The sequence below is a fragment of the Pseudomonas sp. Leaf434 genome, assembly GCF_001425545.1.
GTDB lineage: Bacteria > Pseudomonadota > Gammaproteobacteria > Pseudomonadales > Pseudomonadaceae > Aquipseudomonas > Aquipseudomonas siliginis.
In genome coordinates this window covers 2,575,053-2,588,148 of sequence record NZ_LMQZ01000001.1, presented here as the reverse complement: position 1 = coordinate 2,588,148, position 13,096 = coordinate 2,575,053, and the positions used below count along the sequence as shown (strand labels likewise).

General features: G+C 62.2%; 11 protein-coding genes. 8 read left to right on the top strand and 3 right to left on the bottom strand.

Features of this window, described 5'->3' with window-relative positions; translation table 11 throughout:
* Positions 1-212 precede the first annotated feature (212 nt).
* From ASG55_RS11570 to ASG55_RS11535, 8 genes are all read left to right on the top strand, one after another.
* The gene (locus ASG55_RS11570; RefSeq protein ID WP_330219656.1) at positions 213-2,147 is read left to right on the top strand and encodes a putative nucleotidyltransferase substrate binding domain-containing protein; all 1,935 of its coding nucleotides are present in this window, start codon (positions 213-215) and stop codon (positions 2,145-2,147) included.
* The gene (locus ASG55_RS11565; protein WP_056786589.1) at positions 2,144-2,851 is read left to right on the top strand and encodes a 3'-5' exonuclease; all 708 of its coding nucleotides are present in this window, start codon (positions 2,144-2,146) and stop codon (positions 2,849-2,851) included. Before ASG55_RS11570 ends, ASG55_RS11565 begins: the two co-directional genes overlap by 4 nt.
* Positions 2,852-3,055: 204 nt before the next feature.
* Positions 3,056-3,532, top strand: a complete 477-nt coding sequence (locus ASG55_RS11560; RefSeq protein ID WP_236167915.1) for an RNA polymerase sigma factor — start codon at positions 3,056-3,058, stop codon at positions 3,530-3,532.
* Entirely contained in the window at positions 3,529-4,503 is a 975-nt protein-coding gene (locus ASG55_RS11555; RefSeq protein WP_056786583.1) for a FecR domain-containing protein, read from the top strand. The genes ASG55_RS11560 and ASG55_RS11555 overlap by 4 nt, the downstream gene beginning before the upstream one ends.
* A gap of 204 nt (positions 4,504-4,707) precedes the next feature.
* A complete protein-coding gene (locus ASG55_RS11550) occupies positions 4,708-7,134 on the top strand; it encodes a TonB-dependent siderophore receptor (protein WP_056786580.1) in 2,427 nt (808 codons plus the stop codon).
* A 74-nt stretch (positions 7,135-7,208) separates the two neighbouring features.
* Entirely contained in the window at positions 7,209-8,339 is a 1,131-nt protein-coding gene (locus ASG55_RS11545) for a PepSY-associated TM helix domain-containing protein (protein WP_056786577.1), read from the top strand.
* Positions 8,336-8,515, top strand: coding sequence for a hypothetical protein (locus tag ASG55_RS11540; protein ID WP_041476738.1), 180 nt, complete (start codon positions 8,336-8,338; stop codon positions 8,513-8,515). The genes ASG55_RS11545 and ASG55_RS11540 overlap by 4 nt, the downstream gene beginning before the upstream one ends.
* A 163-nt stretch (positions 8,516-8,678) precedes the next feature.
* Positions 8,679-9,308, top strand: coding sequence for a glutathione S-transferase (locus ASG55_RS11535; protein ID WP_056786573.1), 630 nt, complete (start codon positions 8,679-8,681; stop codon positions 9,306-9,308).
* A gap of 181 nt (positions 9,309-9,489) precedes the next feature.
* Here the strand turns inward: ASG55_RS11535 and creD are convergent, their stop codons facing one another.
* The 3 genes from creD to creB form a co-directional block, all read right to left on the bottom strand.
* Positions 9,490-10,857, bottom strand: a complete 1,368-nt coding sequence (creD, locus tag ASG55_RS11525) for a cell envelope integrity protein CreD (RefSeq protein WP_056786567.1) — start codon at positions 10,855-10,857, stop codon at positions 9,490-9,492.
* Positions 10,858-10,989: 132 nt separating this feature from the next.
* On the bottom strand, positions 10,990-12,408 hold the full coding sequence (gene creC / locus ASG55_RS11520) for a two-component system sensor histidine kinase CreC (RefSeq protein WP_056786564.1): 1,419 nt from the start codon (positions 12,406-12,408) through the stop codon (positions 10,990-10,992).
* Positions 12,408-13,088, bottom strand: a complete 681-nt coding sequence (gene creB, locus ASG55_RS11515) for a two-component system response regulator CreB (RefSeq protein WP_016772840.1) — start codon at positions 13,086-13,088, stop codon at positions 12,408-12,410. Before creB ends, creC begins: the two co-directional genes overlap by 1 nt.
* Positions 13,089-13,096: the final 8 nt, after the last annotated feature.

The following is a 13,096-nucleotide window of genomic DNA, read 5'->3' as shown; positions in this document are numbered from 1 at the left end:
CATCACCGGACAGCGCTTCAATGTGCACTTCGTCGGAATTTTTTCCAAGTGGCTGGCGCAAGCTTTTCCGAGCTTTTGCGTAGGTTATTTCCGAAAATCGGCCAATGGTGGCAAAACCTAGACTTACGTCCAATGGGCACCCTGCCCGCCGGGGTCGACCATGGTGGCAACGATCCGACAACAACAATTCGAAAAAGACTGCGGTAATGGTTATGAGCAAAGCGGACGCCTTCACCCAGGCAGGGAAAACCGCGGTGTTGCAGAACATTCAGGGCACCCTGCAATTCCTCCAGCGCTTCCCGCCCTTCAATCAGATGGAACACGCCCACCTCGCCTATCTGGTGGAGCAATGTCAGCTGCGTTTTTTTGCCCAGGGCGAGAGCATCATCAAACCGGCTGACGGCCCGGTGGAGCACTTTTATATTGTCAAACAGGGTCGGGTGGTCGGCGAACGCCAGCACATCACCAAGCCCGGCACCGAAACCACCTTCGAAATCACCACCGGCGAATGCTTTCCGTTGGCCGCGCTGCTCGGTGAGCGCGCTACGCGCACCGAACACCTGGCGGGCGAAGACACCTTTTGCCTGCAACTGAACAAACTGGCGTTCATCAAACTGTTCGCCCTTTCCAGCGCCTTCCGCGATTTCGCCTTGCGTGGGGTGAGCAGCCTGCTCGATCAAGTCAACCAGCAAGTGCAACAAAAAGCCGTGGAAACCCTCGGCACCCAATACTCGCTGAACACTCGTCTCGGTGAACTTGCGATGCGCCATCCGGTGACTTGCAGTGCCGATACGCCACTGCGTGAAGCGGTGAAGCTGATGCACGAGCAACAGGTCGGCAGCATCGTCGCGGTGGATGAGCACAAGGCGCCGCTGGGGATTTTCACCCTGCGCGATTTGCGCCATGTGGTCGCCGAAGGTGTCGGCGATTTCAGCGACGCCATCGAACAGCACATGACTCGATCACCGTTTTATCTGTCGCCGGATCACAGCGCCTTCGATGCGGCGATCGCCATGACCGAGCGGCACATCGCCCACGTCTGTCTGGTCAAGGATCAACGCCTGTGCGGCGTGGTGTCCGAGCGTGATCTGTTCTCCCTGCAACGGGTCGATCTGGTGCACCTGGCCCGGACCATCCGCAGCGCGCAACGGATCGAGCAACTGGTGACCTTGCGCGGCGAGATCGGCCAACTGGTCGAACGCATGCTCGCCCACGGCGCGTCGTCGACGCAAATCACCCACATCATCACCCTGCTCAACGATCACACGGTGTGCCGGGTCATCGAACTGACCCTCGCGGAAAAGGGCGACCCGGGTGTGCCGTTCAGTTGGCTGTGTTTCGGCAGCGAGGGCCGGCGTGAGCAGACGCTGCACACCGATCAGGACAACGGCATTCTCTTCGACGCGCGCGATGCCGCGCACGCAGCAGAAATACGCGGCAAGCTGCTGCCGATTGCCCAGCAGATCAACCAGAGCCTGGCGCAGTGCGGTTTCACTCTGTGCAAGGGCAACATCATGGCCGGCAATCCCGAGCTGTGTCTGTCGCGGGCCGAATGGGCGCGACGCTTCGCGGCGTTCATCCGCGAAGCCACGCCAGAGAACCTGCTGGGTTCGAGCATTTATTTCGACCTGCGCGTGGTCTGGGGCGATGAGCAAGGCTGCGAGCAATTGCGCCGGGGCATTCTCGATCAAGTCGCTGACAACCGTCTGTTCCAGCGCATGCTCGCCGAAAATGCCCTGCGCAATCGCCCTCCCGTTGGGCGCTTCCGTGAGTTCGTGCTGGCACGCAAGAACGGCGAGAAGGCCACGCTGGATCTGAAAATTCAGGGTCTGACGCCGTTCGTCGACGGCGCCCGCTTGCTGGCGCTGGCCAACGGCATCGATGCCAACAACACCCTCGAGCGTTTCCGCCAATTGGTCGATAAACAAGTCATCGAGCCGCTCGACGGCGCGGCGTATGAAGAGGCCTATCACTTCATTCAGCAAACGCGCATGCAGCAGCATCAGCTGCAGACCCGGGAAAATCAGCCGTACTCCAACCGCGTCGATCCCGACAGCCTCAATCATCTCGACCGGCGCATCCTGCGTGAATCCCTGCGGCAGGCGCAGCGCCTGCAAAGCAGCCTGACCTTGCGGTATCAGCTATGAGCCTGTTTTCCTGGCTGCGCCCGGCCAGCCCCGTGGTGTCGGCGGACTTGCAGCAGCGGCTGGCGAAGCTGCCGGCGCTTGCCGAGCTGAGCGAATGCAGCCTGCGCGAGCAGCGCTGGGTGGTGCTGGACCTGGAAACCACCGGCCTGAATATGAGCAAGGATCGGGTCCTGTCGATCGGCGCGGTGGTGATCGAGGACGATGCGATCGATTTCCGTCAGCAGTTCGAGCGCACGCTGCAATGCCGCGAGCTGAAGCTCAGCCCCAGCGTACTGATTCATGGCCTCGGCCCTAGTGCAATTGCCGCAGGCAGCGACCCGGCGGAAGCGTTGCTGGAGTTGCTGGAGTTCATCGGCGACAGCCCGGTGCTGGCCTTTCATGCGCCGTTCGATCAGCACATGCTCGGGCGTGCAGTGAAGGAGCACTTGGGGCATAAGCTGCAGCATGTGTTTCTGGATGTGGCGGACATTGCGCCGCTGTTATGTCCGCAGGCGCAGATTCGCGAGGCCGGGCTGGATGAGTGGATCGAATGGTTCCGGCTTGAAGTGTTCGAGCGGCATAACGCGAGTGCCGATGCGCTGGCCACGGCGGAGTTGGCATTGATTCTGTTCAGCCGCGCTCGGGCGCAGCAGATTTACAGTCCGTTGCAGTTGCAGCAGCGGTTGAGCCAGTGGAAGCGGCGGCAGCAGGCGCCGTCCTTCTAGCTTTTCGGCACCTCCCCAGCCGCCTTCGCGAGCAGGCTCGCTCCCACAAGGCAACGCGTTGCTTCAGATCACCTGACCAGTGGCCAATTGCTAACCATTCCCACCTCTGCCAGAATCGCGAACTATTCTCGTTAGTTAACATTTCCCAATCGGTGATGTCCGGTGTCGTCAGTGCCCAACCCCCACAGTGAGCTCGTCGGTGCGATGTATCGCGACCATCGCGGTTGGCTGCTGGCGTGGTTGCGGCGCAATGTGGCGTGTCCTCAGCGTGCCGAGGACCTGAGCCAGGACACCTTCGTGCGCCTGCTCAACCGCGACCAGCTGCTGACGCCGCGCGAACCTCGGGCGTTTCTGGTGGCGATCGCCAAAGGCCTGTTGTTCGACTACTTCCGCCGCGCCGCGCTGGAACAGGCCTACCTCACCGAACTGATGCTGATCCCCGAAGACGAGCAGCCGTCGGTTGAAGAACAGCAAATGATCCTCGACGACCTAAAGGCCATCGACCGGCTGCTCGGCAAGCTGTCGACCAAGGCGCGCGCGGCCTTCCTGTATAACCGCCTCGACGGCCTCAGCCACGGCGAAATCGCCGGCAAACTCGGCGTGTCAGTGCCGCGCGTGCGGCAGTATCTGGCCCAAGGTCTGCGCCAGTGCTACATCGCCCTGTACGGTGAGCCGACATGACGGCGGCCAGTTCGCGCCCGGTGCCGGCGCATGTGCTGGACGCGGCAATTGCCTGGCAATTGACCCTCGATTCGAGCACCGCGCTGGAGCGCGAGGAATTCGCCAAGTGGCATGCGGCCCATGAGGAACACGCCCGCGCGTGGCGTCAGTTGGGCATGCTCGATCAGCGTTTCAGCGTCGCCAAAGGCCCGGCCCGAAGTGCGTTGCTGCAATCGCGCGAAGGCATCCGTCGGCGCGTGCGAAAACTCGGCAGCGGGCTGGCCAGTGTCGTGGTGATCCTCGGGCTGGGACTGTTTGTCAGCGAGCGCTATCTGCCGCTGGATTACTGGCTCGCCGATCAGCGCACCGCCACCGGTGAACAGCGCAGCGTGCGCCTGTCCGACGGCACCCTGCTCAACCTCAATACCCACAGCGCGGTCGACGTACGCTTCGATGACGAGCGCCGCTTGATCGTGTTGCAGGAAGGCGAAATCCTCGTCGAGACCGGGCATGGCGATGCGCGGCCGTTTATCGTCGAAACCCGCGAAGGCAGCATGCGCGCGCTGGGCACGCGGTTTCTGGTCAAGCGCGAGGACGATGGCACCCGCCTGAGCGTGTTGCAGTCAGCGGTGGCGGCCCATGCCCAGGCGAATCCGCAAGAACAGATTCTGCGCGAAGGCCAGCAGGTGTTGCTGCGCAGTGACGGGCTGGGCTCGATTGCCGCCCTCGCCCCAGGCACCGATGCCTGGACGCGCGGCATGCTGGTGGTGGACAACGCACGGCTGGGCGATCTGGTGCACGAGCTGGGGCGCTATCGTCGTGGCCATCTGGGCGTGGCGCCGGAAGTGGCCGATCTGCGCATTACCGGCAGCTTTCCGTTGCACGACACCGACAAGGCCCTGAGCGCTTTGCTGCCGACTCTGCCGGTGCAGATCGAGCGGCATACGCCGTATTGGGTCACCGTGGCGAAGGCTGATATCAAGCCTGAGTAATGCGTCGGCAGGAAAACCGCCTTCGCGAGCAGGCTCGCTCCCACATTGGCATGCGATCACCTGTGGGAGCGAGCCTGCTCGCGAAGGCGCCATCAGCCGCACAACCATTTCCAGCAAAAAATAATTTCCACCCAGCCCTATCACTTTTCCAATCTCGTCCGGCACACAGGCAATTGAGAAATATTTCCATTCAGGAGCCGCCGTATGTCCCGTTCGCCAGACACCTTGTTGCGCCCCAGTCTGCTGGCTTTTGCCATCGCTTTCGGCACGCCGCTGATCAGCAGCCCGTTGCTCGCCGCTGAGCAAGCGTCCAGCGTGCGCGCCTACAACCTGCCGGCGGCGCCGCTGTCGACCACCCTGAACCAGATCGCCAGCCAGGGCGGCCTCGCCCTGTCGCTCAATCCTGCGCTGGCCGCCGGCAAAACCTCGGCGCCGGTCAACGGCCAGTACGACGCCGCCGGCGCCCTGCGCGCGGCTTTGCGCGGCACCGGTCTGCAACTGGAACAGAGCAGCGCCGGCACTTACACCCTGGTGGCCGTGCCGGAAGGCACGCTGGCCCTGCCGGAAACTTCGGTCATCGGCGTGGAAAACTTCGAAAGCGCCTGGGGCCCGGTCGAAGGCTACACCGCGACCCGCACCGCCGCCGGCACCAAGACCGACACTGCGCTGGTCGAAGCACCGCGTTCGATCTCGGTGGCGACCCGCCAGCAAATGGACGACCGCAGCGTGCACAGCCTCGATGACGCTGTGCGCTACATGCCCGGCATCACCGCCAGCAGCTACGGCAGCGACACCCGCGCCGACTGGCTGCGCGTGCGTGGTTTCGAGCCGACCCAGTTCCTCGATGGCCTGCCGCTGCCCAAAGGCGTGTACGCCAACCCGAAACAGGAAACCTGGAACCTCGACCGCCTCGCCCTGCTGCGTGGCCCGGCTTCGTCGGTGTACGGCCAGACCCCGCCGGGCGGTTTGCTCGACATGGTCAGCCGCCGCCCGAGCGCTGAAGCCAGCAGCGAAATCCAGTTGCAATACGGCAGCGACAATCACCGCCAGATCAACTTCGCCAGCACCGGCAAGATCGATGAGGCCGGGCAGTTTCTCTATGGCCTCAGCGGCGTGGTGCGCGACAGCGGCACCCAGGTCGATCACGTCGACAACAAGCGCTACAACATCGCGCCGAGCCTGACCTGGAACATCGATGACGACACCAAACTCACTCTGCTGAGCCAGTTCACCCGCGACGACACCGGCATCACCAGCCAGTTTCTGCCCATTCAGGGCACCAAAATCAAATCGCCGCTCGGTGATATTTCCCATCACAAAAATCTCGGCGATCCGGATTGGGAATACTACGACCGCACCTACTACGCGTTGGGTTATGCCTTCGAACATCGGTTGAACGATGTCTGGCAGTTCAAACAGAACCTGCGCTACACCAAGTCGGACCTGTCGTTCCAGTCGCTGACACCCGGTTCCTACCCGTTCACCACCGTGGATGCAGAGGGCAACGTCGGCCGCACCAGCACCAGCGTCGACGAAGACATCAGCCAGTTTGCCGTGGACAACAACTTCCAGGCCGACTTCGCCACGGGTGAGATTCGCCATACCTTGCTGCTGGGTCTGGATCACCAGCGCAGCAACACCAACTACACCTCGATCTTTGGCGATGGTCTGCAAACCAACGTCAACAACCCGATCTACGGCCAGCCGATCGTACGTCCAGCACGCTCCACCGCGTTTTACGACTACAACCAGAAGACCTACCAGACCGGCCTCTACGTGCAGGACCAAATGGCCCTCGATCAGTGGCGCCTGACCCTCGGCGGCCGTGAAGACTGGGTGCACACCAGCACCCAATTCATCAACCAGAGCGACACCACCAACACCCAGCGTGACAAGAAATTCAGCGGCAACGCGGCGCTCAGTTACGTCTTCGATAACGGCTTCGTGCCGTACCTGTCCTACGCCGAATCGTTCCAGCCGACCACGGGCGCCGATGCCACCTCGACCGGCTCGCTCAAGCCAACCGAAGGCAAGCAGTGGGAACTGGGCATCAAATACCAGCCGCCGGGCAGCAAGACCCTGCTGACCGCCGCCGTGTATGACCTGACCCAGAAGAACGTCGCGGTGAACACCTTCGTCAACAACGTTTCGGTGACCAGCCAGACCGGCGAAGTGAAGGTCAAAGGCTTGGAACTCGAGGCCGTGTCGGATGTGACTGACAACCTCAAAGTCATCGCCGCCTACACCCTGGCCAAGTCCGAAGTGCAGAAAGGCATCGACAAGGGCAATCGTCTGCAACTGATGCCCAACCAACAAGCCTCGCTGTGGACCGACTACACCTGGCACGCCGGCGTGCTCGACGGTTTCGGCATTGGTGCCGGCGTGCGCTACACCGGCAACACCTACGGCGACAAGGCCAACACCTGGCTGGGCAAGGCTGACGCCTACACCGTGTTCGACGCCAGCGTGCATTATGATCTCGGCCGTCTGGACAACAGCCTCAAAGGTGCGTCGCTGGCGGTGAATGCGACCAACCTGTTCGACAAGGACTACATTTCCACCTGCGACAGCTTCTACTGCTACTACGGCGACCAGCGCAGTGTCGTCGCCAGCGCCACTTACAAGTGGTAAGCCAGTGAGCTGAAACAGGCCCTGTTCCCAGGCCGTCCGTACCGGACGGCTTTGGTGTTTTTGAAGGTCATGCAATGAAAAGTAAAACCATCCGCCGCTGGTCGTTCATCCACACCTGGACCAGCCTGATCTGCACGGTGTTTCTGCTGATGCTGGCGCTGACCGGTCTGCCGCTGATTTTCAGCCACGAGATCGATCATTTGCTCGGCAACGCCCCGGAGCTGCGCGAGATGCCGGCCGACACGCCGCAACTCAACCTGCAGCAACTGGTCGAGGCGGCGCAGAAGCATCGCCCGGGCGAAGTCATGCAGTACTTCGGTTATGACGACGAAGAGCCGAACGCGGCGTTCGCGATCATGGCCAGGACGGCCGACACCGAGCCGAACTCTTCGCACACCTTCATGCTCGATGCGCGCACTGGCGAAGCGCTGGAAACCCCTTCGGCCAACGGTGGTTTGATGCTGTTCATCCTGCGTCTGCACGTCGACATGTTCGCCGGGCTGCCGGGCAAGCTGCTGCTGGCGTTCATGGGTCTGTTGTTTGTCGTGGCGATCGTGTCCGGCACGGTGCTGTACCTGCCGTTCATGCGCCGCTTGAAATTCGGAACCGTGCGCCAAGACAAATCGACAAGACTGCGCTGGCTCGACCTGCACAACCTGATCGGCGTCGTCACTTTGACCTGGTGCCTGGTGGTGGGCGTGACCGGAGTGATCAGCGCCTGCGCCGACCTGCTCATCGCTGCCTGGCGCAACGACGCGTTGACCACGCTGATCGCGCCGTATCGCGATGCGCCGCCGCTTACTCAACTGGCGCCGGCCACGCGGCTGCTCGACATCGCCGAGGAAGTCGCACCGGGGATGAAACCGGATTTCATCGCCTTCCCCGGCACACGCTTTTCCAGCGAGCACCATTACTCGGTATTCATGAAGGGCGGCACGCACCTGACCTCGCACCTGCTGACGCCGGTGCTGATCGACGCCACGACCTTGCAGGTCACCGCCGTGGCCGAACGGCCGTGGTACATGGACGCCATGGGCATGTCGCAGCCACTGCACTTTGGTGACTACGGCGGCATGCCGATGAAGATTCTCTGGGCGACGCTGGATGTGCTGACGATCATCGTGTTGGCCAGTGGGGTGTATTTGTGGGTGGTGCGGCGCAAGGCGGCCAAGCCTGTTCTGGAAACGGCGGAGGCCTCGGCATGAAGCCGCGTCAGTCGAGTTTCTGGAAGGTTTTCAGCACACCGATCGTGATCGCCTTGCTCAGTGCGGCGGGGCTGTTTGCGGCGTTGCTGGGGGATGGAATCTGGGATGCGTTGAGCTGGGTCGGGCTTGGCGTGCCGGCATTTCTGGCCATAAAAGGTTTTCTGCCGCGAAGCTGAGAATCCCTTGTGGGAGCGAGCCTGCTCGCGAAAGCGCCCGGACATTCAACATCAAAGTCGACTGTCACGACGCCTTCGCGAGCAGGCTCGCTCCCACATGGGTTCTGCGCCGGACGCGAGCAGGCTATGCTGCCCGATCATTGTCCTGATCGAGACCTTGCCCATGTCCGCCCCCAGCATGACCCTGTACCACAACACCCTGTCGCCCTTTGTCCGCAAAGTCATGGTGCTGCTGCACGAAACCGGTCAGCAGGATCGTGTCGCGCTGCAGGACTGCGTGCTCAGCCCGGTCAGCCCGGACTCGGCGCTGATCGCCGACAACCCGCTGAGCAAGATCCCCGCCCTGCGCCTGGCCGACGGCAATGTCATCCATGACAGCCGCGTCATCCTCGAGTACCTCGACCAGCAGCACGTCGGCAATCCGCTGATCCCCCGTGAAGGTGCGGCGCGCTGGCGACGCCTGACCCTGGCGTCGATGGCTGACGGGATCATGGATGCCTCGGTGATGGTGCGTTATGAAACTGTCCTGCGCCCGGTGGAAAAACACTGGGACGAATGGCTCGATGCCCAGCGCGACAAGATCCGCCGCGCCCTCGCCGTGCTCGAGAGCGAAGCGATTGCCGAGCTGACCAGCCACTTCGATGTCGCGGCGATCAGCGTGGCCTGCGCGCTGGGCTATCTGGATCTGCGCTTCCCGGACATGGACTGGCGTGCAGCCAATCCGCAACTGGCCAACTGGTATTTCGAGGTGAGTCAGCGACCGTCCATGGTGGCGACGATGCCCAAGCCTTAGATCTGGGCTGCCTGTTCCGGCCTCTTCGCGAGCAGGCTCGCTCCCACAGTTGACCACATTCCAATGTGGGAGCGAGCTTGCTCGCGAATGCACCAACTCGGTTTCGGAGGTAGTGACGCAATAAGCAGCGTCACCAAAACCTCCGCTTCCCGCTGTTCCTCGCGTAACCCAAGCCACCCGCTCATTGCATCGCCTCCACGTCAAACTCCAGCGGCCTGGCCGGCTTCAAACCAATCCCGTACCAGTCCAGTTTGCGCGTCAGCACCATGAACACGCCGAGCAGACCGAACAGCATCAGCGAGCCCATCAGCAGCGCGTAGTCCTCGGCACTGAGCAAGCCGTACAGCAAGCCATACAGCGCCGCCAGCCCGGCCGAGAAGCTCAAGCCATGCCGCGCGCTGCGCAGGACGTGGCTGACATAGAAGCCGATCAGCAACACGCAGCCACTCGCCGACAACAGATACGCCAGCGCAAAACCGATGTGTTCCGACAGCGACAACAGCAGCAGGTAAAAGAACGCCAGCGCCACACCGACCAGGGCATATTGCACCGGGTGCACCGCCAGGCTCTTGAGCACTTCGAAGAGGAAGAAACCGGCGAATGTCAGGACGATGAACAGCAGCGCGTATTTGATCGCCCGATCGCTCTTCAGGTACTGATCCACCGGATCGATGAAGCTGACGCCGAAGCTGCGCCCGTTGAGTGCATCACAGTCGCCAGCGACGCAGCGCTCCATCGCCTCTTGCAGGTTGGTGGAGAAAAACGAGGTCTGCCAGTCGGCGCTGAAACCCTGATCGTTGATCTCGCGCTTGGCCGGCAGGAAGTTGCCGACGAAGCTGGGGTGCGGCCAGTTGGCGGCGAGGCTGACGCTGCTGGTCTTGCCCACCGGCACCACGCGCAGCGAGCCGGTGCCCTGCAGACGCAGGTCGAAGCCGAAGGTCAACTGCGTGGCTTTGCTGGCGTCCAGCGCCGGCAGGGTCACGTGTACGCCCTCGCCGATCCAGGCCACTTCGCTGCCTGGCACGAAGTCCAGTTGCTGGCCGGCGAGCTCGAGTTTCAGCGCATTTTCGATGCCGCGAATATCGCTGATACCGACGGCGAGGAACGGCGCGTCGAATTGGTAATCGGCAAAATTTTCCTTGATGCCCAACTGCGCCGGCAGGGAAAAATGCCCGTCGATACGGTTATCGGCGTGAAACAGCCGCGCCTCGTAAATACCGCGTTTGCGCAGTTCGGTTTGCACCTGGCCGTCGAGTTCAAAACGCTCTGGCAGAAAGTACAGACGCCCGCGCGCTTCGCCGATCTCCTCGTAGCGCTTGTTGGTTTTCTCGTTGGTTTTCCAGGTGCGCACCACCTTGCGATATGGCACTACCATCACCGGCCCGGTCAGCTGCTGGCTGTAACTGGAACTGCGCGCGATGTCTTCGAGCACACCGTCGCGCAGTTGCTGACGTTCGTCGATGATGCCGTCGATCATCAACAGCGGTATCAGCAACAGCAGGATCAACAAGGCAATCGCGCCGAGCTTGATGGTCAGATTCTTGTTCATGGGACTCTCCCTGTTTGGATGGGAAGAGTCTGGGGATGCGCTGTGGTGGGAGTGTGGGGGGAATATGGAGATTGTGTGGAGAATGCATTCTCCTGTGGGAGCGAGCCTGCTCGCGAAGGCAGCAACTGGGTCTCACGGCAAGCGCAATACCACCTCAACCCCGCCCTCGACATTGCCAATGCGCATCACCCCGCCATGCAACTTGACCACTTCTTCAACGAAGTTCAGCCCCAGCCCGGTGCTTTTGCGTCCGCTGTCCGGGCGCGGCAACGAGTAGAAGCGTTCGGTCAGGCGCGGCAAGGCGTAATCGGGAATCGGCGTGGTCTGGTTGAACAGGCGGAACTCGACCTGTTCGCCAACCCGCTCGGCGCTCAAGCGCAACAGCCCCTGCGTCGGTGTGAAATCCAACGCGTTTTCCAGCAGATTGCCCAACGCCTGCCGCAGCAGAAACGGCTCGCCAATCAACAGCAGATCCTCGCCGATCGCTTGCTCGACACGCAGTTGTTTGCCCTCGATCCGCGCGGCCTGCGCCTTGAGCAGTTCTGCGACCAACAGCGCCAGCGGCACTGCCACCCGTTCTTCCAGCCCTTGGCGCTGTTCGACCTGCGCCAGGTTGAGCAGGCGCTCGATCAACTGCTGCATCCGCGCGCTTTCGCTGTCGATGTTGCTGACAAAGCGCAAACGCTGGACGGCCGGCATCTCGCTTTGCAGCAACTCCGCCGCACCCCGGATCGCCGCCAGCGGACTTTTCAATTCATGGGTCAGGGTGTGCACATAACGCTCGACGTAGGCCTTGCCTTCGAGCTGCGTGCGCATCTGCTCGACCGCAGTCGCCAGTTGCTCCAGTTCGCCGCCGCGATAATGCGGCACTTCCACGCGCCGGCCTTCGCTGACCGCTTGGGCATAACCGGTCAAACGGTGCAGCGCGCGGCTGAGCCACCATGAGAGCAAGGCGCCGAACAGCAGACCGAGGCCGATCAGTCCGGCGCCGTAAAACAGCAAGCGCCGCTCGGTGCGATCGACGTAGGGTTGCAACGAACTGTTGGGCTTGGCCACGGTGACCACGCCGATGATCTTGCCGTTGTCGCGGATCGGCGCACCGACGTGCATCACCGACGAGCTCGGATCGTCAGGAACACTGCGGCTGGAGCGCGCGCCGTACTCGCCACGCAGGGTCAGGTAGACGTCGTTCCAGCGCGAATAATCCTGGCCGACCGCGACGCCGCTGGAGTCGAGCACGACGATGCCCTTGGCGTCGGTGACGTAGATGCGGTGGTTGACCTGATTTTTCGGCAAACCCCAGATCGTCGCTTGCGGCTGGCGCTCGCCATAGGCGCGGAGCAATTGCGGCCAGCGGTTCTCGCTGAGGGTGCCGGCCTTGAAATCGTCGCGCAGGATTTCTGCCATCAGGTTGGCGGTGTCCACCAGCGTCTCTTCGGTGGACTGACGCACGCCGGGGCGGATTTCTTCCATGACCGTGTTGAGGACGAAATAACCGGTCAGGCCGACAAACAGCACGTACACCAGAAAGATCCGCAGCCCCAGCGACATCAGCTGTGCCCCGGGCTGTAGCTGTAACCGAGGCCGCGATGGGTCTGGATCGGCTCGGCCTCGGCGCGCACCAGGCGCAACTTGGCGCGCAGGCTTTTGATGTGGCTGTCGATGCTGCGCTCGTAACCGGCATCAGCGGCAACGCCCAGCGCATCAAGCAATTGCTCGCGGCTGAACACTCGCTCAGGTTGTTCGAGCAGGCATTGCAACAAGCGGAATTCATGGCGGGTCAGGCTCAGCGGCTGGCCGCGATAGCTGATCTGCACGCGTTCGGCATCGATGCGAAACAGCGTTGAGCCTGCTTCCAGGGTTGGCCGCGGCGCCATGCGTTTGAGGATAGCTTTGACCCGCGCGGCCACTTCACGCGGGCTGAACGGCTTGACCACGTAATCGTCGGCACCGATCTCCAGGCCCACCACGCGGTCGATCTCGGCGTCGCGGGCGCTGAGAAACAGCACCGGCACTTCCGTGAAGCGCCGCAGTTGCTTGCAAGTCTCGAAGCCGCTGATGTCCGGCAAACCGATATCGAGAATGATCAGGTCGGCCGGCGTCTGCCGCTGATGCTCCAGCGCCGCCGCGCCGAGGTTCAGCCACGTGGTGCTGAACCCCTCGCCCTGCAAGGCAAAAATCAGTGTGTCGGCTATTGCCGCTTCGTCTTCGACAATCAGGATGTGCGGCATGGCGTCCG